Raw genomic sequence first — 24,253 nt, forward strand, 5'->3', positions numbered from 1 at the left:
CATGGCAAGAAATCCCAAGATCACTTTCATCGGCGCCGGCTCCACGGTGTTCATGAAGAACATTGTCGGCGACGTGCTGCAGCGCCCGTCGCTTTCTGGCGCGACCATCGCACTGATGGACGTCAATCCGCAGCGGCTGGAAGAGAGCGCCATCGTCGTCAACAAGCTGATCGCGACGCTCGGCGTCAAGGCGAAGACCGAGACCCATTCGGACCAGCGCAAGGCGCTGGCCGACGCCGATTTCGTCGTTGTCGCCTTCCAGATCGGCGGCTACGAGCCCTGCACGGTCACCGACTTCGAAGTGCCGAAGAAATACGGCCTGCGTCAGACGATCGCCGACACGCTCGGCGTCGGCGGCATCATGCGGGGCCTGAGGACCGTGCCGCATCTGTGGAAGGTCTGCGAGGACATGCTCGCCGTCTGCCCGCAGGCGATCATGCTGCAATATGTCAACCCGATGGCGATCAACACCTGGGCGATATCAGAGAAATATCCCGAGATCAGGCAGGTCGGCCTCTGCCATTCGGTGCAGGGCACGGCAATGGAACTGGCCCACGACCTCGACCTTCCCTACGAAGAGATCCGCTATCGCTCGGCCGGCATCAACCACATGGCCTTTTATCTCAACTTCGAGCATCGCCAGCCGGACGGCTCCTACCGCGACCTCTATCCCGATCTCGTACGTGCCTATCGTGAGGGCCGCGCGCCCAAGCCCGGCTGGAATCCGCGCTGCCCTAACAAGGTGCGCTACGAGATGCTGACCAGGCTCGGCTATTTCGTCACCGAAAGCTCGGAACATTTCGCCGAATACACGCCCTATTTCATCAAGGAAGGCCGCCCGGACCTGATCGAGAAATACGGCATCCCGCTGGACGAATATCCCAAGCGCTGCATTGAGCAGATCGAGCGCTGGAAAGACCAGGCGCAGGCCTACCGCTCGGCCCAGCGCATCGAGGTCGAGGAGTCGAAGGAGTACGCCTCATCGATCATGAATTCGGTGTGGACGGGCGAACCCTCGGTGATCTACGGCAATGTCCGCAACAATGGCTGCATCACCTCGCTGCCCCGGGATTGTGCCGCCGAAGTGCCGTGCCTGGTCGATGCCTCCGGCATCCAGCCGACCTATATCGGCGACTTGCCGCCGCAATTGACCGCGCTGATCCGCACCAACATCAACGTGCAGGAACTGACGGTGCGGGCGCTGATGAGCGAGAACCGCGAGCATATCTATCATGCGGCCATGATGGACCCGCACACCGCGGCCGAGCTCGATCTCGACCAGATCTGGTCACTGGTCGATGATCTCTTGGCTGCTCATGGTGACTGGCTGCCGGGCTGGGCGCGCAAAAACCGCAAGAACGAAGCCGCCGCCTGATCGGCGGCGCTCGGCCTTAATTCGGAGCGTCGGGGTCCGTCTCTTCCTCGTCGTCGCGGGCCTTGATGACATAGGCGCCCTTCAGCCAGCGGTTGAGGTCGATGTCCTTGCAGCGCGTCGAGCAGAACGGAAAGGTGTCGCGCGCCGAGGGCTTGCCGCATTCGGGGCAGGGGCGCTTCGGGCGCAAGGGCGTGACCTTGGAGTCGGAATTCACAGCCGGGTTCCCGCCAGCCAGCCGCCATGCACCTTGAAGCCTTCGCCGCTCAACAGCGCGACGGTCTCATACAGAGGCAGCCCGACGATGTTGGTGTAGGAGCCGACCAGCTTGACGACGAAGGCGCCGGCGAGACCCTGGACGGCGTAGCCGCCGGCCTTGCCGCGCCATTCACCTGAGGCGACATAGGCGTCGATCTCCTCGCGCGGCAGCCGCTTGAAGCGCACCCGCGTCTCGACCAGCCGCTGGCGCAGCTTGCCGCCCGGCGTGATCAGGCAGATGCCGGAATAGACCCGGTGCGAACGGCCCGACAACAGCCCGAGGCAGTTGGCGGCGTCGTCAAGGGTTTCTGCCTTGGGCAGGATGCGCCGCCCGACGGCAACCACCGTGTCGGCGGCCAGCACGAAGCCCGGCGCATAGTCGGCTTCGGTCTTCAGCGACGCGAACGCCTTTTCGGCCTTTTCCTTCGACAGCCGCTTGGCCAGCGAGCGCGGATGCTCGGCACGCAACGGCGTTTCGTCGACATCGGCCGGCAGCACACGGTCCGGCTCGATGCCGGCCTGTTGCAAGAGCTCGATCCGGCGCGGCGAACCCGAGGCAAGCACCAGCTTCTGCAAAATGCTCATCGCGGACCAGTCGGGCTTTGCTTACTTGAAACGATAGGTGATGCGGCCCTTGGTCAGGTCGTATGGCGTCATCTCGACCAGAACCTTGTCGCCGGTCAGCACGCGGATGCGGTTCTTGCGCATGCGGCCGGCCGTATGGGCGATGATTTCGTGTTCGTTTTCGAGCTTTACCCGGAACATCGCGTTGGGCAACAATTCCGTCACGACACCCGGAAACTCGAGGACTTCTTCCTTCGGCATTCGATACCTTTGCTTGGATGGCAGTTCCGGCGCTTAGAGCATGATGCCGAAAAGTGTAAAGCGGTTTTCGGACGACATCATGCTCTACTTCTTGGTTTAGAGGCGGATTCAGATTTCAGGTCGAACAGACCTGAAATCATCCGACTCTAGCCGGAATTTCGGCGGAACCTATATGATAATCGTCCGCTTGTGAACACGCTTAATCCGTCGCGTTTTTTGCCTCTGGAAGCAAGAAACGTCGGCCTATGCGCAACTTCAGGCGCTCGCGCACGTCGCGATAACTAGCCATGATCTGTTCGCGCGTGCCGCCGGCATCGGTCGGGTCCGGCGTCGGCCAGTATTCGACCTCGACGGCGAGCGAGCGGGTGAGTTCGAGTGCCGCGTGGTGCGCCTCCGGCGCTAGCGTGACGATGAGGTCGAAATAGTCGTCCTCGAGATCGTCCATCGTCCTTGGGTGACGTTCGCCTAGCGTGAGGCCCTCTTCGGCCAGCACCGCATCGACGAACGGATCGCGTTCGCCGGCGCGAACGCCGGCCGAAGCGACAAAGATGGTGGCAGGCAGCATCCGCCGCGCCAGTTGCTCTGCCATTGGCGAGCGCACGGCATTCATGCCGCAGAGGAACAGGATCGAACGGGGCAGGGCGCCGGGTGCCAGGGCTAACCCCGCCAGTGCAGCACGCAGACCAGCGTGAACAGCCGGCGCGCCGTATCGAAATCGATGTCGATCTTGCCGGAGAGCCGGTCCATCAGCGTTTGCGAACCCTCATTGTGCAGGCCGCGGCGGCCCATGTCGATCGCCTCGATGTGGCTCGGCGTCGAGGAGCGGATGGCGTCGTAATAGCTTTCGCAGATCATGTAGTAGTCCTTGACGATGCGCCTCAGCGGCGTCAGCGACAGGATATGGGTGACGACGGCGGCGCCATCCTCGCGCGCCACGGCAAACACCAGGCGCTGCTCGGCCAGCGACAGTTTCAGCCGATAGGGCCCAGGGCCGCTGTCATTGACCGGTTGAAAACTGTTTTCCTCGATCAGGTCGAAGATCGCCACCGCGCGCTCATGCTCGACGTCGGGTGTCGAACGGCCGATCGATTCATCGAGTTCGACATCGATCAGCCTGGCGCGGGTTTGATCGGAGTCCGACATAACGGCCTACATGTTCAGCCGTATGGCGACGGAGCGACCGTGCGCATCAAGGCCTTCCGCCTTGGCGAGCGCAATCGCCGCCGGCGCCAAGATACGCAGCTGCTCCGGTCCAAGCTTGAGGATCGACGTGCGCTTGACGAAATCGAGCACCGACAGGCCGGACGAGAAGCGCGCCGAGCGTGCCGTCGGCAGCACATGGTTGGAGCCGCCGACATAGTCGCCGATGGCTTCCGGCGTGTGGCGGCCGAGAAACACGGCACCCGCATTGCGCATCCGCGACAGGAAACCCTCGGCATCGTCGATGGCGAGTTCGACATGTTCGGCAGCGATGCGGTCGACCAGCGGCAGCGAGGATTCAATGGTTGGAACCAGGATCACGGCACCAAAATCGCGCCAGCTCGCCGCAGCCGTCTCGGCGCGCGGCAGGCTCAGCAGCTGGCGTTCGACCGCCTGTTCGACAGCGATGCCGAAGGCCGGATCGTCGGTGACCAGGATCGACTGCGCCGATGTGTCGTGCTCGGCCTGGGCCAGCAGATCGGCGGCGATCCAGTCCGGATCGTTGCTGCCGTCGGCCACGACGAGCACTTCCGACGGCCCGGCGATCATGTCGATGCCGACGGTGCCGAACACCTGGCGCTTGGCCGCCGCGACATAAGCATTGCCCGGGCCGACGATCTTGGCGACTGGCCTGATCGTCTCGGTTCCGTAGGCAAGAGCTGCGATCGCCTGCGCGCCGCCGACGCGGTAGATTTCCGACACGCCTGATATATCGGCGGCCACCAGCACCAGTGGATTGATGATGCCGCCCGGCGCCGGCACGACCATGACGATGCGCTCGACGCCGGCCACCCTGGCCGGGACAGCGTTCATCAGCACCGAGCTTGGATAGCTCGCCGTGCCGCCCGGCACATAGAGCCCGACCGCCTCGACCGCCGTCCAGCGCCAGCCGAGTTCGACGCCAGCGGCATCCGTATAGCGGTCGTCCTTCGGCCGCTGCCGCTCGTGATGGGAGCGGATGCGGTCGCGCGCGAATTCCAGCGCCTCGATCGTCTTTGGGTCGGCGGCCTTGTAAGCCTGCGCGATGTCGTCCTTCGAGACGGCGATGCCTAGCCCAGCCAGATCGGCGCGATCGAACTTCTGCGAATAGTCGATCAGCGCCGCGTCTCCTTCGGCGCGCACGCGCGCGATAATATCGCGGACCGCGGCATCGACATCGGCCGACACTTCCCGCTTGGTCAGCAGGAAGGCGGCGAAACGCTGCTCGAAATCGGCGTCGGACTGACGAAGCGTGATGGCCATCGGACGCTCAGGCCTTGTGGATCGGGCGCGAGGTGGCTTCCCACGCCCCGCCGATATCGGCAAGGCGGGCCTCGATGCATTCGACATCGAGCATGATCGTGCCGCCGCCCGCAAAGATCAGCTCGACGATGCCGGCCGGCTTGCTGATCTCGATGAAGCTGATCGCCAGCAGTGATAGGACCTCATTCGGCTTGTCGCGGTCAATGCCACTGGTCTTGGCGCCGAGCACCCGGTCGAAATGCAGCACGGCCTGCCGCCGCTCATTGTGCTGGCGAAACAGGCCGGATTTCGCCTCCCAGACAAAACGGTTCATGGTCAGCAGGAAACGCTTGGCCGCAGGCAGGAATTCGAGGTCGCTGACTTTCAGTACGGCGTCCTGGACATGGGCCGAAACAATGCTCAGGTCCTGGTCGTCGAGTGCGATAAGCTTAAGGGCGGTCATACGGATTTCGCACCTGAAGGTTGATTGTTCAGCCTTCTGTTAGGCGGTCTTGGCGATCCGTGCAACCGCGCCAGCAGCTGCAGGTCTGTGCTGCCCCCCATCGCCCTACCGGGCACTTCTCCCCGTATAGTGACGGGGAGAAGGACGCTGCCGTAAAGGATTTCGCCAATCTCCTGCCGTTGCTGGAGAGGAGCCGAGGTCGCGAGCTACGCCGAAATCCGCTCGATCACCGCGCCGCAGTTGGACAGCTTTTCTTCCAGCCGCTCGAAGCCGCGGTCGAGATGGTAGACCCGGTTGACCGTGGTTTCGCCTTCCGCCGCCAGGCCGGCAATGACCAGCGACACGGAGGCACGAAGATCGGTCGCCATGACCGGCGCGCCCTTCAGCTTCGGCACGCCGTCGACGATCGCCGTCTGGCCCGAAAGCGTGATGTGGGCGCCGAGCCGCGCCAGCTCCTGCACATGCATGAAGCGGTTTTCGAAAATCGTCTCGGTGATGCGCGACTTGCCCTTGGCCATCGTCATCAGGCCCATGAACTGCGCCTGTAAATCGGTCGGGAAGGCCGGGAAGGGTGCGGTCGTCACGTCGACCGGCGAAATACCGGCGCCGTTGCGCTTTACGCGAATGCCGGAATTGGTTGGCGTGATTTCGGCGCCGGTCTGGGCGATCACGTCCAGTGCTGTCTGCAGCAGCTCCGGCCGCGCGCCTTCGAGCACGACATCGCCGCCGGTCATGGCAACGGCCATGGCATAGGTGCCGGTCTCGATGCGGTCGGGGATGACACGCACGCGCGCACCCGACAGCGATTCGACGCCGTCGATGGTGATGGTTGGCGTGCCGGCGCCATAAATCTTCGCGCCCATGGCATTGAGGCATTCGGCGAGGTTGACGATTTCCGGCTCGCAGGCGGCATTTTCCAGCACCGTCTCGCCCTTGGCCAGCGCCGCCGCCATCATCAGCACATGGGTGGCTCCGACCGAGACTTTCGGGAAGATGTAGCGGTTGCCGACAAGGCGGCCATTCCGGGTCTTGGCGATGACATAGCCGGTGTCGACGTCGATATCGGCGCCCAGCGCTTGCAGGCCTTCGAGGAACAGATCGACCGGGCGCGTGCCGATGGCGCAACCACCCGGCAGCGACACCTTGGCTTCGCCCATGCGGGCCAGCAGCGGGCCGATCACCCAGAACGATGCGCGCATCTTCGACACCAGCTCGTAAGGGGCCGTCGTGTCGACGATGTTGCGGGCGGAGAAGTTGATGGTGCGCGAATAGCCCTCATTCTGCTTCTCGCGGCGGCCATTGACCGAATAATCGACGCCGTGATTGCCCAGAATGCGGATCAGCTGCTCGACATCGGCCAGATGCGGGACGTTTTCCAGCGTCAGCGTGTCGTCGGTCAAAAGCGAGGCGATCATCAGGGGCAGCGCTGCGTTTTTCGCGCCCGAGATCGGAATACTTCCGGAGAGCTTGTTGCCCCCGACAATTCTGATGCGATCCATGGAAGAACGTCCCTCTCGGCCAAAAAGGCCGGTTCAATCGTTTGAGTAGCGGCCCGTCTAGACCATTGGCCGGCTTGGTTCAAGAAATAGGATTTCCTGCTATCCGAACCAAGAGTGGCCGATTTGAGTTAATCTTTCCGCATTTCCTTCGAAGCAGCGAGCCCGTCCGGTCGCTGGTCGGCTTCTCCGGTGCGGCGCGAGCGCGACTGCGCCTTGCGCTTCTGCAGATTGGCGCGCAATTGCTCGGCCAGCCGATCCTTGCGGTTGGTACCGCCCTTTTTCGCTGGACCATCCTTTTTCAGTGGAATTACCTTGTCGTTCATCGTCCCGCCCTGGCTGGCGACCAGCCAGCTCGCCATTCAGGGATAGCCAACATTGTGGCGCCGCCATGTCATTAAAAGCTATCCGGCAAAGCCTTTCACAGAAGCGTTGCACTTGGCCTTGCGCTTGCCGGTTCGATATGGCAGAAGCCCCGCCATCAGCGGCTGCGGTAGCTCAGTGGTAGAGCACTCCCTTGGTAAGGGAGAGGTCGAGAGTTCAATCCTCTCTCGCAGCACCAGTTTCCAACCATCATCCTTGTTAGCCCCCTTCGTCCTCTGCATCTGCGTGGGCGGCGCGGCGATCGTGCCGGCAGACCTGATCAGCAGTGCATTGCTCCAGAAAAGAGTTGCCAGGGCAACCTCCAGCCGAAGCGCATTCTCGGCACCCGACACGATTCATTAACCAAGATGCTGTTCATCGACATGACGTGTTTTCGGCATGGATGCGCGCCTGCGCCGGTCAAGGCCATGCTCTGTCGGTTAGAGGCCGAAAGCCTCTTCATCTGGGCGGAGACCTCAAACCGCCCGAAACAAAAGAATGTGCAAGGCATGAACGTGATTGAAAGCGAGCAAAACGCGCCCGACGCCTCCCATCGTTGGACATTGCTGCCGGTCATCATGGCAGCGTTCCTTTGCCTGTGCGTCACCAGCGCGTTCGCGGAGACGCGGGCTCTGAGGATTCAACATCTCCATACCGGCGAGAAGGCTGAAATCGTCTTCAAGCGCAATGGGCGTTACGATCCGGCGGGATTGAAGAGGATCAATCTCATGCTGCGCGACTGGCGTCGCAACGAACCGACGAAGATGGATCCTCGCCTGCTCGATCTTGTCTGGCAGGCCTATCGTGCCAGCGGCTCAAGGGCCTATATCCATGTGGTCAGCGCCTATCGTTCGCCGGCGACGAACGCAATGCTGCGCAGCCGCTCGAAGGGCGTGGCCCGGGAAAGCCAGCACATGGTTGGCCGCGCGATGGATTTCTTCCTGCCGGATGTGCCGCTGAAGAAGCTGCGCGACATCGGCCTCAAGATGCAGGGCGGCGGCGTCGGCTATTACCCGACCTCCGGTTCGCCTTTCATACATATGGATGTCGGCAATGTGCGGCACTGGCCGGGCATCAGCCGCCAGGAACTTGCCAGGGTATTTCCCAACGGCAACACACTGCATGTGCCGAGCGACGGCAAACCGCTGCCCGGCTACGAGCAGGCGTTTGCCGCCTACAAATCGCGCAAGGGCGCCGGCACGCCCAACATCGAACTGGCAAGCGTCGACGGCGGCCAACGCAGGCCGCGCGGCCTGCTGGCGACGCTTCTGGGTGGCGGAGACGAGTCGGATGATGTCGCGGAGGCGGTGCCGGCACCACGCAAGCCGGCCAGATCGGTTGAACCCAGGCCTGCCGGCATCGCTATCGTGCCGCCGCAGGATGCCCAGCGGGCGGACATCCAGATGGCTGCCAGCGATCCAGGCGAGGAACCGCCAGTTGGACAGAAGGGGAAGACGCCTGAAGCGATCGTCACGGCCATGGCGCCGGGCTCGGTGCCGCTGCCCGCCTTCGCATCGCGCACCGAGCTTGCGGCACCCGTTCCGACCCCGCAAACCGCACCGTTGGCAAACGCCGATGCGTCCACGGCACGGGCCGAACTGGCCGATGCCAAGCCGGCAGCCGCCAATGCCGAAATTTCCACGGGCAAGGCGGATGCCGCTGCCGCGAGCGCCGCGCCGGACATGGTGGCGCTCAACATCCCTTTGCCGACATGGCGGCCGGAAAGCCGGACAAGCCCGGCGCGCCAGCCGGAAGCAGCCAAATCTCGCGATGCGGTCGGTGCCCTCCTGGCCATGCAGCACTCCGCTGACGGCCTTGATGGTCTGGCCGGCCAGCGGGTTGCGGTTCCCCCATCGAAGCCCGAAGATCGCGTCAGGACCAGCCCGAAGGCCGACCGCGTCCAGCCACGTCTCGATCCCGAAGCCACCGCCGTCATTGTGCCAGCCGCGTTGTCCGGCCGGCCGATCGGGACAAGTCGCGGCATCGCCGGCGGAGCCAGGCCTGCGACGGCGCCCGTCATTGCCGCCAATCTCATCCGCACGGCGCCGGAGCACATCTATCTCGACGGATTCCAGCCGCGAGGACAGACGTCCGATCACCGCCGCTTCACCGGCTCCGCGGTCAAGTTCCTGCCCATCGCCAGCTTCAAATAGGCTGGCCGCGTCCGGGATTCGACATATCCGATAAAGAGCGACCGCAGGCGTGTCGTGGACGGCGAATGCACCCGTTCGACCTGACATGAAATGTGGTGCACGATACGGATTGCGGGGTCGTCGGGGGATTGCGCAACCCATCCTGAAATCTTCCCGGATAGCCCTGTAAGAGAATTTCCAAATTTGACAATCTTGCATGAAATTGTAAGATAATCATCTTCCGTCAGCGATAGGCGATGACCATGTCCATCCGTGAAGAACTGGCCAACATGACCGTGGCGTTCACCTCCGCGGAAGAGAAGATCGTCCAGGTCCTGCTTGCCGATTACCCCATGTCGGGGCTGGGTACCGCGACCAGGCTGGCGCGGCGGGCCGGCGTCAGCGACCCGAGTGTGACGCGGCTGATGACCAAGCTTGGCTATGTCGGCTTTGCCGACTTCCAGGCACGCCTGCTCACCGAAGTCGAATCCAGGCTGCATTCGCCGCTTTTGATGATGGAGGCCAAGCGTCCGGGCGGCTCCAGCGAAGGCACCGCACTCGCATATTTCCATTCGGTTTCCGACAGTCTCGAGCGCACCCGCACCGCGGTGCCGGTGCAGGCCTATACGCGCGCCGTCAACATGCTGCTTGAGAGCAAGGGCCAGGTCGTGCTGCTGGGCGGCCGGTTCAGCCGGCATATCGCATCCATGCTTGCTGGTTATCTCCTGCAGTTCCGCTCCGGCGTGCGCGACATCGGTTCGTTGAGCCCCGCCGATTTCGACTTGTTGATCGACCTTGGCAAGCGCGACCTGCTCGTCGTCTTCGACTACCGGCGCTACCAGTCGGACGTGGTGAGATTTGCGCAGCAGGCCAAGGAACGCGGCGTTTCCGTCCTGCTGTTCACCGATGTGTGGCTGTCGCCGATATCAGAGGTCGCCGACCTGACCATGGTCGCGGCGATCGACGCCAACTCGCCCTTCGACACGCTGGCCACCGCCGTTGCCCAGATGGAAACCGTCTTTGCCCATGCGCTGGAAGGCCATGGCGCCGGGGTACGCAAGCGCATCGAGGACATCGAGAAGATCCGCAGCGCCAATGCGGTCACCCTCGATGCCGCCCTGTCGCCCGCGGCGGATGATGCCGCCAAACTCCCAAGGAAATAGCGTCGATGCGCCCAGCGCGGCGATGCAAGGAAGGAAACGACAATGCCTGACAACCAGACCATCATCGACGCTGTGCAGGCTGAGATCGAGGCCGATCGCGACTGGTTGATCGGGCTGACCCGCGACATGGTCCGTATCCCTTCGGTCAACCCCAAATTCGAGCCCAATCCGGCGATCAACCGCGAGGCGGATGTCCAGGCGCTGCTCGAGCCGATCCTCAAGCAGGACGGCTTCAAGACCGAGCAATGGGATGCCTTGCCCGGCCGGCCCAATCTGGTCGGCGAATGGGCGGGCGACGAGGACCGCAGCCTGATCCTGTGCGGCCATATCGATGTCGTGCCGGTCGGCGCGATGAAGGACTGGTCGGTCGATCCGTTCGGCGGCGAGATCACCAATGGCCGCCTCTATGGCCGCGGCGCCGTCGATATGAAGGGCGGCGTCGCCGCTTGCATCGCTGCAGCACATGCGATCCGCAAGGCGGGCATCACACTGCAAGGCCGGCTGGCCATCCACTCCGTCGTCGACGAGGAAGCCGGCGGCTTCGGCGCCATGGATGCCGTGAAGAAGGGCAAGCTCGCCAAGGCGGTGCTGGTCGCCGAACCGACCTGGGGCGATGTCCTGCCGGTCGAAGGCGGGCTCGAATGGGCGCGGGTGACGATCCGTGGCCGCAACGCCCATTCGGCACTGCGCTACAACGAGATCTATCCGCAGCGCCACGACAAGGACCGGCTGGAGCCAGGCGTCAACGCCATCGAGATCGCCGCCCGCTTCATTGCCGCCGTGCGCCAATATGAGCTGGACCGCACGCGGGCGAAATCCCATCCGCTGCTGCCGCTCGGCATGAACACCATCAACATCGGCGTCATGCATGGCGGCACCGGCCTTGGCGAACACGGCCTGCCGACCGTCATGACCAATCCGGCCATCATTCCCGATGTCGCGGTGCTCGACCTCGACATGAAATTCCTGCCGGATGAGAACTCGGCCGATTATCGCCGCGACTTCGAGAGCTTCGTCCATCATTTCGCGCAGACCGATGCCTGGCTGCGCGACAACCCGCCGACGATTCAGTGGGAACTCGGCGGCCTCTATTTCCCGCCGATGAACACGCCGGTCGACCACCCCCTGGTGACATCGCTGATGAAGCGTAAGGCCATGGTCGGCAAGGCGCCACAGGCGCGGGGCTTCGTCGCCGTGTGCGATGCGGCGCACTATGCCGGCGCTGGTGTCGACGGCGTCATCTTCGGTCCGTCGGGCGATGGGTTTCATGGGTCGAACGAGTATGTCGAGGTCGAATCTGTCGTCGAGACCGCCAAGGTGATCGCCGCTTCGGTCATCGACTGGTGCGGCATCCGCTGAGGCGGAGCCGCTATTCCGAAACTATCAGGCCGGGCGCTTCAGGCGTCCGGCGACAGCGCCCCATGAAGCCTTGATCATGCCGACCAGCCCGCTCGGGTAGGCCAGCATCACGCCGATGATCAGCACCGCCGTGATCATCGGCCGCCACGCGCCGAAATCAGCCATCCATTCGGCGAAGATCGTCAGCACGAAAGACGCGATGATGGCGCCGTAAATGGTGCTGGTGCCGCCAAGCAGCACCATCGACAGGATGATGGTCGCCAGACTCATACCGAACACGTCGATCGAGGCATTGCGCTGGTAGGCAGCGTAGAAGGCGCCGGCGACGCCGGTGAAGAAGGCGCTCGCGGCAAGCGTCAGCATGCGCTGGCGCACGATCGAGACGCCGCGGCTGATAGCGTATTCCTCATTGTCGCGCAAGGCGACGATGCTGGCCCCGGCGCGTGAGCGCACGAACACGCGCAGGAACAGGGTGCTCGCCACCAGCAGCGCCAGTGCGATGTAGAAATAGGCTGATTTGCCGTCGCGGACCATGTTGTGGTCGAAGACGTAGAGGCCGGGAATGCGCACCAGCCCTTGCGTGCCGCCGGTGATGGCGGACTGGCTGATGATCACCTGCATCACCAGCTGCGCGAAGCCGAAAGTGACCAGGATGATGTAGATGCCCTTCAGCCGCAGGATCGGGATGGTCACCAGGATCGCCGCCAATGTGGCGATGACACCGCTGGCAAACAGCGCGATCCATGGGTCGAATGCGGCCAGCTTGGTGAGCAGGCTGTAGGCGTAGACGCCGATGCCGAACAGCGCCAGATGGCCGAAATTGAAAACGCCGCCATAGCCAAGGCTGAGATCCCAGTTCGAGGCGACGATCGCATAGATGAAGGCCATGATCAGGATGTGGCGGGCATAGGTGTCGCCGAAGATCAACGGCAGCAGCGCCAACAGGGCGAAGCCGAGCACGAAGCCGATGGCCTCCTGCTTCCAGGGCGTGCGGCCGGGGGCGATCGGGGTTGCCGCCTCTGCGTGGCCAAGGGTCATCGGCGATGTCGTGTCGGTCATGCAAGGCCTCGGGAGCGGCTGGCGAAAATGCCCTCGGGGCGCACCATCAGGGTCAGGATGAGCACGCCGAACAGCAGCGCCGGTGTCCAGTACAAGCCGAAATAATAGCTGCAGGCGGCTTCGAAGAAGCCGATCAGATAGGCGGCGAAGATCGGTCCCGAGATGCTCGATATGCCGCCGAAAACGACGACGATCAGCGCCTTGAGCAGCGGATCGCTGCCCATCACCGGCGACATGAAGCGGTAGCCGCCCATGAAGATACCGGCCAGCCCGGCCAGCGAGGCGGCGATGGCGAAGGCCAACCCGTAGAGCGCGGTGACATTGAGGCCGACAAGGTGGCTGGCGTCTTCGTTCTGCGCCACGGCGCGCAGCGCCAGCCCGAGCCGTGTGCGGTTGAGGAACATCCACAGTGCGGCCAGGATCAGCGGCGTGATGACGATGATGGCGATCTGGTGCAGCGACACGCCGACGCCGCCGATGGTGGTGTTGCCGGCGATCAGGGGAGGGATCTGCTTCGAGCGCGGCCCCCAGATGGTCAAGGCTCCGTTCTCGATCAGCGAACCGGCCGCTAGCGTGGTGATGACGACGACCAGCACGATGTTGGGCCGACCGATCAGCGGCCGCACGACGCTCGCCTGCAGGATCCAGCCGACGCCGGCCATGACGACGACGGCGACCGGAAAGGCGACCGCCGCCGGCAGGCCGAGTTCGACCAGCTGCCAGGCGATGTAGGCGCCCAGCATCATGAACACGCCATGGCTGAAATTGAACACGCCGATCGTCGTCCAGACGAGCGCGAGCCCGACTGCCATCATGGCGTAGAGGGAGCCCTGGAACAGGCCGCCGAACAGGATTTCCGCCAATGCGCTCATTCCCAAGTTCCTAATGGCCAAAATACATCGACATGATCTCGCCGTGGTCGAGGCTTTCGCCCGGCTTGATCTCGGTCGCCACCGCGCCATGATTGACGAGGTAGAGTTGCTGCGTCAGCTCGAGCAGGAATTCGATGTCCTGCTCGACGACGATGAGCGGCACGCCGCCGCGCGAAATGTCCATGACGGAGGCGCAGAGTTCGTCCTTGATCTTGGGCGCCAGCCCAAGCGTCGGTTCGTCGAGGATCAGCAGGCGCGGATGGCTCATCAATGCCGTGCCGATCGACACCATCTGGCGCTCGCCGCCCGACAGCGTGCGCACGCGCTGGCGCCAGCGTTCCGCCAGTTTGGGGAACAGCTTGATCACCTTTTCGCGGTTCTCCGCCTCATGCGGCCGCGCGCGCGGGGAATAGGCGCCGAGTGCCATGCAGTCGGCGATGGAGAGATCGGGAAACGGCCGGTTGCCTTGCGGCACATGGATCAGGCCGGCGCCGACGATGGCGCGCGCGCTGTGGCCGACAATGTCCTGCCCGTCGAACCGGATACGGCCGCTCTTCGGCTGCAACAGCCCGGAGATGGCGCGCAGCAGCGTCGTCTTGCCATGGCCGTTGGGGCCGAACAGGCCGACATTGCCGAAGCGGCCGGCCTCCAGCGAGATATCGTGCAGCACGGTGACGCGGCCATAGCCGGCGGTGACGCCTTCGACGCTGAGAATGGGGTTCACGCCGCCGACCTCCTGGTGCCGAGATAGGCCTCGATGACGCGCGGGTCGGCAATCACGCCGGCCGGGTCGCCGGCGGCCAGAACGCGGCCATTGTTGAGCACCAACAAGTGCTGCGAAAGGCTCATCAGGAAGGTCAGCACGTGTTCGATCAAAAGGATGGTGATGCCGCGTTCGGCGGTGCGACGGATCAGGCCGATCGATGTCTCGATCTCGGGCTTGGTCAGGCTCGACGCCGGTTCGTCAAGCAAGAGCATGCGCGGCTGCATGGCGATCGCGGTGGCAAGCATCAGGCACTTGCGCTCGAAGACGGACAATTCGCCGGCAAGCCGCCCGAAGGAAGCGGACCCCAGGCCGACGAACTCCAGCGCCTCGGCGGCCGCATTGCGGGCCGTTGCCGCCGTTTTTTCCTGCTTGCCGTAGCTGGCGCCGATCAGCGTGTTCTCGAACACGGTCAACCCGTCGAAGCTGGTCTCGCGCTGAAACGTACGGGCAAGGCCGAGGCGCGCGATAGCGTGTCCCGATTTGCCGTTTATGGCATTTCCGTCAAACCGGATGCTGCCCCGGTCAGGGCCAAACGGGATGCCAGTGATGATGTTGAACAGCGTGCTCTTGCCGCTGCCGTTCGGGCCGGCTATGCCGAAGATCTCGCCGGCCTCGACCTTGAACGACACGCCGTCGACGGCCTTCAGCGAACCGAAGGCCTTCGACACGTCGTCCAGTTCAAGCAGGGCCATTCCTCACTTCATCCAGGGCTGGAGCTTGAAGGCGCCGGTGGCGTATTTCTCAGGCGAGATCAGCGTGCGCTGGCCATCCCAGATCTGGAAGAAGGTGATCGGGATGTAGTCGTCGCCCTGCGTGGCAAGGTGGGTGGCGGGATCGAATTTCAGCCGCCCTTCAGCGACCTGCTTGTCGGTCTCCGACAGCGCCTTCATGATCGCCGCATGGTCGGATGCGCCGCCGGCCTTCTTGACCGCGTCGAAATAGACATTGGTCATTTCGTAGAGACCAACGCCATAGGTGCCGCTCTCGACGCCGTATTTTGCCTTGAACTTGGCCGCCACCTCATCGGCGCGCGGGTTCTTTGGCGTCGTCAGCGCGCCACCGAGCAGATTGTAGATGACACCATCCGACTTCTTGCCGGTCAGTTCGACGAATTCCGGAACGCTCGGTGCATATTGCAGGAAGACGAGGCTCTTGGTCGGCTGCTCGAGGAACTGGTTGAGGAAGGACGCCGAATTGCCCGGCAGATAGTCGGTGTTGATGACGACGTCGGGAACGTTCTCGCGCACCTTGGCCAGGATCGAACGCCAGTCGGTCACTTCGCCGAAGGGCACGATCTCGTCGACAGTGATGGTCCAGCCCTTCTCCTTGAAGGTCTTCTTCATGCCTTCGGAGATGGTCTTCGAATAGGCATTGTCGGAGGAGATGATGGCGACCTTCTTGGTTGGCAAGGTGATCTTGCCGTCGGCCGCGAGCTTCTCGACGAACAGGGTGACGTCGGTGTTGTAGGCGTCGAAGGAAGGCGTCAGCGACCAGCAGCACATGTATTTGTCGGGGCTCGGTGCGATGATGTCCCGGGTCTGCTGCGAGGTGGCCGCCAGCATGTAAGGCATGTCAGCCTCGGCCATGTTGTCGATCTCGAAATTGGTCAGGCTGGCATAGCCCGTCAGCATGAAATGCACGCCCGGATCGCCAAGCAGGCGCTCGACCGCACTGGTGACGTTGCCGGCGGACTGATCCTTGACGTCGCCGACCACCAGTTCGAACGTATCCCCGGCAACGCCGCCGGCTGCGTTCGCCTCGTCGATGGCCATCTGCACGCCACGCTGGAACTCCTGGCCGTCCGCCGCGGCCGGGCCGGTTAGCGGCGCAAGCAGGCCGATCTTGACGACCTCGGCGAAAGCGGGCGCGCCTGATGCGGCAAACATGCCGATCAGCGTCGTGCTCATCAGGATATGGCGGATTCGACTTGCGGCGGATTTCGGCTTCATCGTGCTGTTCCCTGTTTTCCTCCCGTTCATCGGGAGTTGGATAATTGACAATCTACGCATAATTGTTCTTATTTGAAAAGGATTTTTCAGCGTAACCTGACCGAGAAATGTTTACCGGCGGGACATGGGAGACAGTGGCGCTTTGTTGCGCAGCTGCTTCAAAACAGGGCAATTCCAGACGGAGCCGACAATGACGATCTCGCAGAAGACCCTTGAAACCAGCCACGGCAAGATCGCGGTGCGCCAGACCGGCGGCCAGGAAACCACTGTCATGCTGATCCACGGCAATTCGTCTTCCAGCGCCGTTTTCCGCAACCAGTTGGAGAGCCCGCTAGGCGAGCGCTACCACATCATCGCTCCCGACCTGCCCGGCCATGGAGCGTCCGGCGATGCGATCGATCCGGAGCGTTCCTACAGCATGGAAGGCTATGCCGATGCCATGACCGAAGTGCTCGGGCTGCTCGGTGTCGACAAGGCCATCGTCTTCGGCTGGTCGCTCGGCGGCCATATCGGGCTTGAGATGATCGACCGCTTTCCGGGCCTGCTCGGGCTGATGATCACCGGCACGCCGCCAGTATCACCTGACGAGGTCGGCAACGGCTTCAAGCCGAGCCCGCATATGCACCTTGCCGGACAGGAAACCTTCAGTGCCGCCGATGTCGAGGCCTATGCGCGCAGCACCTGCGGCGAGCCGTTCGAACCGTTTCTCCTCGACACGGTGGCGCGCACCGACGGACGGGCACGGCGCCTGATGTTCGAAAAATTCGCGGCCGGCACCGGCAGGAACCAGCGCGAGATCGTCGCCGGCAAGACGCCGCCGATCGCCGTTCTGAACGGTGTCGACGAGCCATTCGTCGACACCGATTTCGTCGCGACGGTGAAGTTCTCCAATTTGTGGGAAGGCAGGGCCCATTTGCTCGACAAATCCGGCCATGCGCCATTCTGGGATTCGCCGGATCGCTTCAATCCGATCTTCGCCCGCTTCCTGGCAAGCGTCGACAGAGCGTAGGTCCGTCAGAAAACCGGCGCCCCGGACCCCGCCTTCGTGGCGGGTGGGTGACAATCATGAGCGTCTGTCGTATATTGACATAAAGATATCCTTATGTGACATGGATCGGCTTGTCGCCAAAGGGATAAAAAATGTCGCAGAATTCTGCATCGCTGGACGCATTGTTCGGCCCCGTTGCGGCAAAACCCGACGGTTCGGACGTGCTTGCGGCGCTCACAGTGGCGGCGCGCGAACGCATCCTCATCCTTGACGGTGCCATGGGCACGCAGATCCAGGGCCTCGGCTTTGACGAGGACCAGTTTCGCGGCGAGGCCTTCGCCGGCTGCGCCTGCCACCAGCAAGGCAACAACGATCTTCTGATCCTGACCCAGCCTGGGGCGATCGAGGAAATCCACTATCAGTACGCCATATCAGGCGCCGACATCTTGGAGACCAACACTTTCTCCTCGACCTCGATCGCCCAGGCCGATTACGGCATGGAGGATGCCGTCTACGCGCTGAATCGCGATGGCGCGCGACTGGTGCGGCGCGCCGCTATTCGTGCCGAGCAGCAGGACGGCAAGCGCCGTTTCGTCGCCGGCGCGCTCGGGCCGACCAACCGCACCGCCTCGATGTCGCCGGATGTGAACAATCCCGGCTATCGTGCCGTGACCTTCGACGATCTGCGCCTCGCCTATGGCGAGCAGTTGCGGGGGTTGATCGACGGCGGCGCCGACATCATCCTGATCGAGACCATCTTCGACACGCTGAACGCCAAGGCGGCGATCTTCGCAGCAGAAGAGATCTTCATCGAGAAGGGCGTGCGCCTGCCGGTGATGATCTCCGGCACCATCACAGATCTCGCCGGCCGCACGCTGTCGGGCCAGACGCCGACCGCCTTCTGGCATTCGGTGCGCCATGCCAGCCCCTTCACCATCGGCCTCAACTGCGCGCTCGGCGCCAACGCCATGCGTGACCATCTGGCCGAAATATCAGGCGTCGCCAACACCTTCACCTGCGCCTATCCGAATGCCGGCCTGCCCAATGAATTCGGCCGGTATGACGAGAGCCCGGACTTCATGGCCGCGCAGATCGAGGAGTTTGCCCGCGAGGGATTGGTCAATGTCGTCGGCGGCTGCTGCGGCTCGACGCCGGAGCACATCCGCGCCATCGCTGATGCGGTGCGGAAGTATCCGCCGCGCACCATTCCGGACATCGAGCCCAGGATGCGCCTGTCCGGGCTGGAGCCGTTCACGCTGACCGACGAGATTCCGTTCGTCAATGTCGGCGAGCGCACCAATGTCACCGGGTCGGCCAAGTTCAGGAAGCTGATCACGGCGGGCGACTATGTCGCCGCGCTCGACGTGGCGCGCGACCAGGTCGCCAATGGCGCGCAGATCATCGACATCAACATGGACGAGGGGCTGATCGATTCGAAGAAGGCGATGGTCGATTATCTCAACCTGATCGCCGCCGAGCCGGACATCGCCCGCGTTCCCGTCATGGTCGACAGTTCGAAATGGGAGATCATCGAGGCCGGCCTGAAATGCGTGCAGGGCAAACCGCTGGTCAACTCCATCTCGATGAAGGAAGGCGAGGCTGCGTTCCTGCATCATGCCAGGCTCGTGCGCGCCTATGGCGCGGCGGTGGTCGTCATGGCCTTCGACGAAGACGGCCAGGCCGATACCAAAGCGCGCAAGGTGGAGATCTGCACCCGCGCCTACAAGCTCTTGACCGAGCAGGCCGGCTTCCCGCCCGAGGATATCGTCTTCGATCCGAACGTGTTCGCCATCGCCACCGGCATCGAGGAGCACGACAATTACGGCGTCGACTTCATCGAGGCGACGGGCGAGATCACCGGCACGCTGCCGCATGTCCACATTTCCGGCGGCGTGTCGAACCTGTCCTTCTCGTTCCGCGGCAATGAGCCGGTGCGCGAGGCCATGCACGCAGTGTTCCTCTACCATGCCATCCAGCGCGGCATGGATATGGGCATCGTCAATGCTGGCCAGCTCGCCGTCTACGACACGATCGAGCCGGCGCTGCGCGAGGCCTGCGAGGATGTCGTGCTCAACCGTGTGCCCAAGGCCGGCGGCACCGCCACCGAACGCATGCTGGAGATCGCCGAACGCTTCAAGGGCACGGTGGGCCAGGAAGCCAAGGAGCGCGATCTTGCCTGGCGCGAATGGACAGTCGAACAGCGGATCAGCCATGCGCTGGTCAATGGCATCACCGAATTCATCGACGCCGACACCGAGGAAGCCAGGCTGGCGGCCGAGCGCCCGCTGCATGTCATCGAAGGCCCGCTGATGGCCGGCATGAACGTCGTCGGCGATCTGTTCGGCGCGGGCAAGATGTTCCTGCCGCAAGTGGTGAAGTCGGCGCGGGTGATGAAGCAGGCGGTGGCCGGATTGCTGCCGCATATGGAGGCCGAGAAGCTGGCCAACGCCGCCAATGGCATCGACAATGGCGAACGCCAGACGGCCGGAAAGATCCTGATGGCGACGGTGAAGGGCGATGTCCACGACATCGGCAAGAACATCGTCGGCGTCGTGCTGGCCTGCAACAATTACGAGATCATCGATCTCGGCGTCATGGTGCCGGCGGCAAAAATCCTGCAGACGGCGCGCGAGAGACAAGTCGACATTATCGGCCTGTCCGGCTTGATCACGCCTTCGCTCGACGAGATGGCGCACATGGCCGCCGAGATGGAGCGCGAAGGCTTCGACATTCCGCTGCTGATCGGCGGCGCGACGACCAGCCGCGTGCACACGGCGGTGAAGATCCATCCGCGCTACACCAGGGGCCAGACCGTCTATGTCAACGACGCCAGCCGGGCAGTCGGCGTGGTGTCAGCCTTGCTGTCAAATGACAGCAAGGCTGACTATGTCGACGCCGTGCGGGCCGAATACAAGAAGGTCGCCGATGCGCATGCCCGCTCCGAAGCCGACAAGCAGCGGCTGCCGCTGACCAAGGCGAGGGCCAACGCGCATCGGATAGACTGGTCTGAATATGAGCCACCGAAGCCGTCTTTTACCGGCGTGAAGGTGTTCGAGAACTGGGACCTCACGGAACTCGCGCGCTACATCGATTGGACACCGTTCTTCCAGACCTGGGAGTTGAAGGGCCGCTATCCGAAGATACTCGAAGACGAGGCGCAAGGCGCCGCCGCGCGCCAGCTGTTCGAAGATGCGCAGGCGATGCTGAAGAAGATCATTGCCGAAAAATGGTTCGCGCCGCGCGGTGTCATCGGCTTCTGGCCGGCCAATGCCGTCGGCGACGACATCAGGCTGTTCACGGACGAGAAGCGGTCGCAGGAACTGGCGACGTTCTTCACGTTGCGCCAGCAACTGACCAAGCGCGACGGCAAGGCCAATGTCGCGCTGTCGGATTTCGTCGCGCCAGCGGATAGCGGCAAGCCCGACTACATCGGCGGCTTCATCGTCACCGCCGGCATCGAGGAGGTGGCGATATCAGAGCGCTTCGAGCGCGCTAATGACGACTATTCCTCGATCATGGTCAAGGCGCTGGCAGACCGCTTCGCCGAAGCCTTTGCCGAGCGCATGCACGAGAAGGTGCGCAAGGAGTTCTGGGGCTACGTGCCAGACGAAGCGCTGGCGCCCGACGAGCTGATCGGCGAACCCTATCGCGGCATCCGCCCGGCGCCCGGCTATCCGGCGCAGCCCGACCATACTGAAAAGGCCACACTGTTCCGGCTGCTCGACGGCGAAGCCAATGCCGGCGTCAGCCTGACTGAAAGCTATGCGATGTGGCCGGGCTCGTCCGTATCGGGGATCTATCTCTCGCATCCCGAAAGCTATTACTTCGGCGTCGCCAAGGTCGAACGCGACCAGGTCGAGGACTATGCTGTTCGTAAGGCGATGCCGTTGGCCGAGGTCGAGCGCTGGCTTGGCCCCATTCTCAATTATGTGCCGGCGCACTATGCCGAGGCGGCTGAATAGCTGATGCCGGCGCGCGTCTGATGGAGAAGCGACAGGCGAATGCCAATCGCTTCTCCATTGTCATCCTGGCCCGCTTCGATTCCGGTGGGCTATTGCATGGCGGACGGGTTCATCCACAGCAGCTCCCAGACGTTGCCGTCCGGATCTTCGATGTGGCGGTTGAACATGAAACCGAGATCCTGCACTGGGTTGGGATCGGCGCGACCGCCTGCCGCCACGCCCTTCTCGATTACGGCATTGACCTCGTCCTTGCTGTCGGTGGTGAGCGCAATCAGCATCTGGCTGTCACGCTTGGCATCGCCGATCGGGCGCGCTGTGAACTGGCTGTAATGCTGGTGTGTAAGCAACATGACCCCAATGGAGTCGGAGAACATGATCGAGCTGGCCTGGTCGTTCGAGAACTGCGGATTCAGCGTGCCCCCGATCGCGAGATAGAACTTGGTCGCCACCTGCAGATCGCGTACCGGTAGATTGAGGAAGATCATTTTGGTCATCGGTCTAAGCCTTGCTTTCGTTGACGGGTACTAGCCAGTCTAGTACTGTATTTGTGGCTACCATGCGGGAACGGTACCGTCTAGTACTAGTTGAGAGGCGCTATGAAAATTAATGGTGAGACCAGGTCGGCTCGCAAGGATCGTGAAATCATCGAAGCGGCCACAGCCGCGTTCATCGCCAAGGGTTATGATGGAACCAGCATGGAAGAGATCGCCACCAAGGCAGGCGCTTCCAAGCAGACCGTCTACAAGCATTTCACGGACAAGGAGACGCTTTTCAGCGAAGTCGTCGAGTCCACCGCCAGCCAGACCAACGATGTTGTCGAGTCCGTGACGATGCTGCTTTCCGAGGCGCAATTCATGGAGGGCGGTCTGCAGCAGCTTGCCCGGCGCATGACAACGACGCTGATGGACGACAACTTGTTGAAGCTGCGGCGTCTGATTATCGCCAACTCGGATCGAATGCCGCAGCTTGGCCGCAGCTGGTATGAAAAAGGTTTTGAGCGCATGCTTGCCTCGGTGGCATCATGCTTTCAAAAACTTACCAGTCGAGGCCTGTTGCAGACTAGCGATCCCCGTTTGGCGGCCAGTCATCTCTTCGGAATGCTTCTCTGGATCCCTATGAACGAAGCCATGTTCACCGGAAGCAACCCGCGCTCGAAGGCTGACCTTGAGCGGCACGCCGATGCTTCGGTCGAAGCGTTTCTTGCCGCCTATGGGGCGCGGTTGAAATAGTCGCGCTCCTCCGTCTACATCGGCTGGTATCTTGAGTAGATCTGCCGCGCCAGAAACAGCTTCAACTGCCAGCAGGCCGGTTTTGCACAGGCTGCTCGCTTACGATCCAAGGCTGCGATAAACCCAAGGCAGCCGTCTTTGCAGTTGGAGCGCCGAATGACCGTACTCACACGCCGCAGGCTTTTGAAAGCGGCTGCGGTTGCCGGCGCGGGCGGGATCGGGCTCTCGGCCCTGGGTCGGCTTGGCGGTTGGGCCGCTGCCACGCCTGAGCCGGTGGTTTTGCAGACGGCAAAGATCCAGACGAAGCTGATGGATGTCGGCCAGACCAGGGATGTGCTGACCTATGGCAACGCCGGAATGCCGCCGGTGCTCAGGATGAAAAAGGGCGAGCCCTTTGCCGCGCGTCTTGTCAACGCCATCGACGATCCGACGACGATCCACTGGCACGGCATTCGCGTTCCAAACAAGATGGACGGCGTGCCGTTCCTGGTCCAGCCCTACGTCTATACCGGCGACCATTTCGATTACGCCTTCACGCCACCCGACGCCGGCACCTTCTGGTACCACCCGCATTGCAACACGCTGGAGCAGATGGGCCACGGCCTGACGGGCGTGATCGTGGTCGAGAACCCCAGCGATCCGGAATTCGATGCCGAAATCGTCCTCAACCTGCGCGACTGGCGCCTCGGCGACGATGGCCAGTTCATCGATCAGTTCCGACCGCGCGATGCCGCAAAAACCGGCACTTACGGCACGGTGCGCACCGCCAACTGGCTCGATCAGCCGCAATATGATGCGCCGGCCGGAGGGCTGGTGCGGCTCAGGGTCGCTATCACCGACGTCACCCGGATCTATGCCTTTCGCGTCGACGGCGCCGAGGCGTCAGTCATCGCGCTGGATGGCAATCCGGTGCCGCAGCGTTTTTCCCCCGATGCCTTGCTGCTTGGACCCGGTCAGCGCATGGAGCTGGCCATCAGCATGCCCGACGACGAGGGCGCGATCGTCAGCCTGAGAGACGTCAGGGGCACGAAGCCAAAAATCCTGGCGACCCTGCGCGCGACAGGAAACTCGCTCAAGCGGGACATTCGCGATCTCGCGCCGCTGGAGGTCAATCCGGTGGCGGAAGTAGATCTCACCGGCGCCCAACATATTTCCCTAGCACTCAGCGCCACGGCGGAAAATGTCCCGAGCGATGGCATCTGTGGTTCACTTGGCTACAGTTTCTGGGCCATCAACAAGGTGCCCTGGCCCGGCGATACGCCGGATCCGACCGCCCCGCTGGCCGAATTGAAGCTCGGCAGGAGCTATGTCATCGACATGGAGAACCTGACGCCGCAATCCCATCCGATGCATCTGCACGGCATGAGCTTCAAGGTGCTGTCATCCTCGACGCGCCAGGTTCAGCCTGTCATTTCCGACACCTATCTCATCCAGCCCAATGAGAAGGTTCAGCTCGGTTTCGTCGCCGACAATCCCGGCGACTGGCTGCTGCATTGCCACATCATCGAGCATCAGAAATCGGGAATGACGAGCTACGTCAGGGTGGTCTGAAGCCTCGTCCTGTTACCGAGGCCGA

Annotated in this window: 23 protein-coding genes and 1 tRNA gene; 9 read left to right on the forward strand and 15 right to left on the reverse strand. The window is 62.8% G+C overall.

All coding sequences use genetic code 11. From position 1 onward, the window contains the following. Position 1 precedes the first annotated feature (1 nt). Complete coding sequence (locus EN993_RS03015; protein ID WP_109670562.1) at positions 2-1,375, forward strand: alpha-glucosidase/alpha-galactosidase; 1,374 nt, start codon at positions 2-4, stop codon at positions 1,373-1,375. A gap of 16 nt (positions 1,376-1,391) precedes the next feature. Here the strand turns inward: EN993_RS03015 and yacG are convergent, their stop codons facing one another. The 9 genes from yacG to EN993_RS03060 form a co-directional block, all read right to left on the reverse strand. Then, positions 1,392-1,589, reverse strand: a complete 198-nt coding sequence (yacG, locus tag EN993_RS03020; RefSeq protein WP_023809262.1) for a DNA gyrase inhibitor YacG — start codon at positions 1,587-1,589, stop codon at positions 1,392-1,394. Then, on the reverse strand, positions 1,586-2,215 hold the full coding sequence (locus tag EN993_RS03025) for a Maf-like protein (RefSeq protein ID WP_023809261.1): 630 nt from the start codon (positions 2,213-2,215) through the stop codon (positions 1,586-1,588). The genes yacG and EN993_RS03025 overlap by 4 nt, the downstream gene beginning before the upstream one ends. Positions 2,216-2,236: 21 nt before the next feature. Further along, positions 2,237-2,455: a translation initiation factor IF-1 gene (gene infA / locus EN993_RS03030; RefSeq protein WP_006200926.1), complete on the reverse strand. Its 219-nt coding sequence runs from the start codon at positions 2,453-2,455 to the stop codon at positions 2,237-2,239. A 199-nt stretch (positions 2,456-2,654) separates the two neighbouring features. Continuing rightward, positions 2,655-3,125 carry a low molecular weight phosphatase family protein gene (locus EN993_RS03035; RefSeq protein WP_109670560.1) on the reverse strand — a complete coding sequence of 157 codons (471 nt, stop codon included), beginning with the start codon at positions 3,123-3,125 and terminating at the stop codon, positions 2,655-2,657. Then, positions 3,113-3,598, reverse strand: coding sequence for a UPF0262 family protein (locus EN993_RS03040; protein ID WP_109670558.1), 486 nt, complete (start codon positions 3,596-3,598; stop codon positions 3,113-3,115). Before EN993_RS03040 ends, EN993_RS03035 begins: the two co-directional genes overlap by 13 nt. A 6-nt stretch (positions 3,599-3,604) precedes the next feature. Then, entirely contained in the window at positions 3,605-4,897 is a 1,293-nt protein-coding gene (gene hisD / locus EN993_RS03045; RefSeq protein WP_109670556.1) for a histidinol dehydrogenase, read from the reverse strand. Positions 4,898-4,904: 7 nt separating this feature from the next. Beyond that, complete coding sequence (locus EN993_RS03050) at positions 4,905-5,339, reverse strand: DUF2948 family protein (protein ID WP_109670553.1); 435 nt, start codon at positions 5,337-5,339, stop codon at positions 4,905-4,907. A 206-nt stretch (positions 5,340-5,545) separates the two neighbouring features. Continuing rightward, complete coding sequence (murA, locus tag EN993_RS03055; RefSeq protein WP_109670551.1) at positions 5,546-6,838, reverse strand: UDP-N-acetylglucosamine 1-carboxyvinyltransferase; 1,293 nt, start codon at positions 6,836-6,838, stop codon at positions 5,546-5,548. A 128-nt stretch (positions 6,839-6,966) separates the two neighbouring features. Beyond that, positions 6,967-7,161 (reverse strand): hypothetical protein, encoded by a 195-nt coding sequence (locus EN993_RS03060; RefSeq protein ID WP_109670614.1) that lies wholly within the window; start codon positions 7,159-7,161, stop codon positions 6,967-6,969. A 161-nt stretch (positions 7,162-7,322) separates the two neighbouring features. Here EN993_RS03060 and EN993_RS03065 point away from each other — a divergent pair. The 4 genes from EN993_RS03065 (at position 7,323) to EN993_RS03080 (ending at position 11,852) form a co-directional block, all read left to right on the forward strand. Then, positions 7,323-7,397 (forward strand) — tRNA-Thr (locus tag EN993_RS03065). A 310-nt stretch (positions 7,398-7,707) separates the two neighbouring features. Then, a complete protein-coding gene (locus EN993_RS03070) occupies positions 7,708-9,351 on the forward strand; it encodes a DUF882 domain-containing protein (protein WP_164757523.1) in 1,644 nt (547 codons plus the stop codon). Positions 9,352-9,593: 242 nt separating this feature from the next. Beyond that, a complete protein-coding gene (locus tag EN993_RS03075; protein ID WP_127262344.1) occupies positions 9,594-10,493 on the forward strand; it encodes a MurR/RpiR family transcriptional regulator in 900 nt (299 codons plus the stop codon). 42 nt (positions 10,494-10,535) lie between these two features. Then, positions 10,536-11,852, forward strand: a complete 1,317-nt coding sequence (locus EN993_RS03080) for an ArgE/DapE family deacylase (protein ID WP_127262345.1) — start codon at positions 10,536-10,538, stop codon at positions 11,850-11,852. Positions 11,853-11,876: 24 nt separating this feature from the next. Here the strand turns inward: EN993_RS03080 and EN993_RS03085 are convergent, their stop codons facing one another. The 5 genes from EN993_RS03085 to EN993_RS03105 are packed head-to-tail and all read right to left on the reverse strand — an operon-like array spanning position 11,877 to position 16,498. Then, positions 11,877-12,911, reverse strand: a complete 1,035-nt coding sequence (locus tag EN993_RS03085; RefSeq protein ID WP_127262346.1) for a branched-chain amino acid ABC transporter permease — start codon at positions 12,909-12,911, stop codon at positions 11,877-11,879. Further along, the gene (locus EN993_RS03090; RefSeq protein WP_127262347.1) at positions 12,908-13,783 is read right to left on the reverse strand and encodes a branched-chain amino acid ABC transporter permease; all 876 of its coding nucleotides are present in this window, start codon (positions 13,781-13,783) and stop codon (positions 12,908-12,910) included. The genes EN993_RS03085 and EN993_RS03090 overlap by 4 nt, the downstream gene beginning before the upstream one ends. Positions 13,784-13,793: 10 nt before the next feature. Next, positions 13,794-14,507 (reverse strand): ABC transporter ATP-binding protein, encoded by a 714-nt coding sequence (locus tag EN993_RS03095; RefSeq protein ID WP_127262348.1) that lies wholly within the window; start codon positions 14,505-14,507, stop codon positions 13,794-13,796. After that, positions 14,504-15,241 carry an ABC transporter ATP-binding protein gene (locus EN993_RS03100; RefSeq protein ID WP_109670308.1) on the reverse strand — a complete coding sequence of 246 codons (738 nt, stop codon included), beginning with the start codon at positions 15,239-15,241 and terminating at the stop codon, positions 14,504-14,506. Before EN993_RS03100 ends, EN993_RS03095 begins: the two co-directional genes overlap by 4 nt. Positions 15,242-15,244: 3 nt before the next feature. Continuing rightward, positions 15,245-16,498 carry an ABC transporter substrate-binding protein gene (locus EN993_RS03105; RefSeq protein WP_109670307.1) on the reverse strand — a complete coding sequence of 418 codons (1,254 nt, stop codon included), beginning with the start codon at positions 16,496-16,498 and terminating at the stop codon, positions 15,245-15,247. Between the two features lie 190 nt (positions 16,499-16,688). Here EN993_RS03105 and EN993_RS03110 point away from each other — a divergent pair, with 190 nt between their 5' ends. Then, complete coding sequence (locus tag EN993_RS03110) at positions 16,689-17,507, forward strand: alpha/beta hydrolase (protein ID WP_109670304.1); 819 nt, start codon at positions 16,689-16,691, stop codon at positions 17,505-17,507. 131 nt (positions 17,508-17,638) lie between these two features. Further along, entirely contained in the window at positions 17,639-21,448 is a 3,810-nt protein-coding gene (gene metH / locus EN993_RS03115; RefSeq protein ID WP_127262349.1) for a methionine synthase, read from the forward strand. Between the two features lie 89 nt (positions 21,449-21,537). Here metH and EN993_RS03120 read toward each other — a convergent pair whose 3' ends face one another. Next, on the reverse strand, positions 21,538-21,942 hold the full coding sequence (locus EN993_RS03120; RefSeq protein ID WP_109670300.1) for a VOC family protein: 405 nt from the start codon (positions 21,940-21,942) through the stop codon (positions 21,538-21,540). A gap of 102 nt (positions 21,943-22,044) precedes the next feature. On the opposite strand from EN993_RS03120, the gene EN993_RS03125 reads away from it, so the two are divergent. After that, complete coding sequence (locus tag EN993_RS03125; RefSeq protein ID WP_109670298.1) at positions 22,045-22,677, forward strand: TetR/AcrR family transcriptional regulator; 633 nt, start codon at positions 22,045-22,047, stop codon at positions 22,675-22,677. Positions 22,678-22,833: 156 nt separating this feature from the next. Beyond that, entirely contained in the window at positions 22,834-24,228 is a 1,395-nt protein-coding gene (locus EN993_RS03130; RefSeq protein WP_127262350.1) for a multicopper oxidase family protein, read from the forward strand. Positions 24,229-24,253: the final 25 nt, after the last annotated feature.

The sequence above is a fragment of the Mesorhizobium sp. M7D.F.Ca.US.004.01.2.1 genome (assembly GCF_003997785.1).
Taxonomy (GTDB): domain Bacteria; phylum Pseudomonadota; class Alphaproteobacteria; order Rhizobiales; family Rhizobiaceae; genus Mesorhizobium; species Mesorhizobium loti.

Excerpts from the sequence above, each read along its gene's own strand:
- EN993_RS03015 (WP_109670562.1), top strand. The coding sequence starts at position 2 with ATGGCAAGAAATCCCAAGATCACTTTCATCGGCGCCGGCTCCACGGTG.
- EN993_RS03100 (WP_109670308.1), bottom strand. The coding sequence starts at position 15,241 with ATGGCCCTGCTTGAACTGGACGACGTGTCGAAGGCCTTCGGTTCGCTG.
- hisD (WP_109670556.1), bottom strand. The coding sequence starts at position 4,897 with ATGGCCATCACGCTTCGTCAGTCCGACGCCGATTTCGAGCAGCGTTTC.
- EN993_RS03120 (WP_109670300.1), bottom strand. The coding sequence starts at position 21,942 with ATGACCAAAATGATCTTCCTCAATCTACCGGTACGCGATCTGCAGGTG.
- EN993_RS03070 (WP_164757523.1), top strand. The coding sequence starts at position 7,708 with ATGAACGTGATTGAAAGCGAGCAAAACGCGCCCGACGCCTCCCATCGT.
- EN993_RS03110 (WP_109670304.1), top strand. The coding sequence starts at position 16,689 with ATGACGATCTCGCAGAAGACCCTTGAAACCAGCCACGGCAAGATCGCG.
- EN993_RS03085 (WP_127262346.1), bottom strand. The coding sequence starts at position 12,911 with ATGACCGACACGACATCGCCGATGACCCTTGGCCACGCAGAGGCGGCA.
- EN993_RS03075 (WP_127262344.1), top strand. The coding sequence starts at position 9,594 with ATGTCCATCCGTGAAGAACTGGCCAACATGACCGTGGCGTTCACCTCC.
- EN993_RS03060 (WP_109670614.1), bottom strand. The coding sequence starts at position 7,161 with ATGAACGACAAGGTAATTCCACTGAAAAAGGATGGTCCAGCGAAAAAG.
- murA (WP_109670551.1), bottom strand. The coding sequence starts at position 6,838 with ATGGATCGCATCAGAATTGTCGGGGGCAACAAGCTCTCCGGAAGTATT.
- EN993_RS03125 (WP_109670298.1), top strand. The coding sequence starts at position 22,045 with ATGAAAATTAATGGTGAGACCAGGTCGGCTCGCAAGGATCGTGAAATC.
- metH (WP_127262349.1), top strand. The coding sequence starts at position 17,639 with ATGTCGCAGAATTCTGCATCGCTGGACGCATTGTTCGGCCCCGTTGCG.
- EN993_RS03025 (WP_023809261.1), bottom strand. The coding sequence starts at position 2,215 with ATGAGCATTTTGCAGAAGCTGGTGCTTGCCTCGGGTTCGCCGCGCCGG.
- infA (WP_006200926.1), bottom strand. The coding sequence starts at position 2,455 with ATGCCGAAGGAAGAAGTCCTCGAGTTTCCGGGTGTCGTGACGGAATTG.
- EN993_RS03090 (WP_127262347.1), bottom strand. The coding sequence starts at position 13,783 with ATGAGCGCATTGGCGGAAATCCTGTTCGGCGGCCTGTTCCAGGGCTCC.
- EN993_RS03040 (WP_109670558.1), bottom strand. The coding sequence starts at position 3,598 with ATGTCGGACTCCGATCAAACCCGCGCCAGGCTGATCGATGTCGAACTC.
- EN993_RS03050 (WP_109670553.1), bottom strand. The coding sequence starts at position 5,339 with ATGACCGCCCTTAAGCTTATCGCACTCGACGACCAGGACCTGAGCATT.
- EN993_RS03080 (WP_127262345.1), top strand. The coding sequence starts at position 10,536 with ATGCCTGACAACCAGACCATCATCGACGCTGTGCAGGCTGAGATCGAG.
- EN993_RS03130 (WP_127262350.1), top strand. The coding sequence starts at position 22,834 with ATGACCGTACTCACACGCCGCAGGCTTTTGAAAGCGGCTGCGGTTGCC.
- EN993_RS03105 (WP_109670307.1), bottom strand. The coding sequence starts at position 16,498 with ATGAAGCCGAAATCCGCCGCAAGTCGAATCCGCCATATCCTGATGAGC.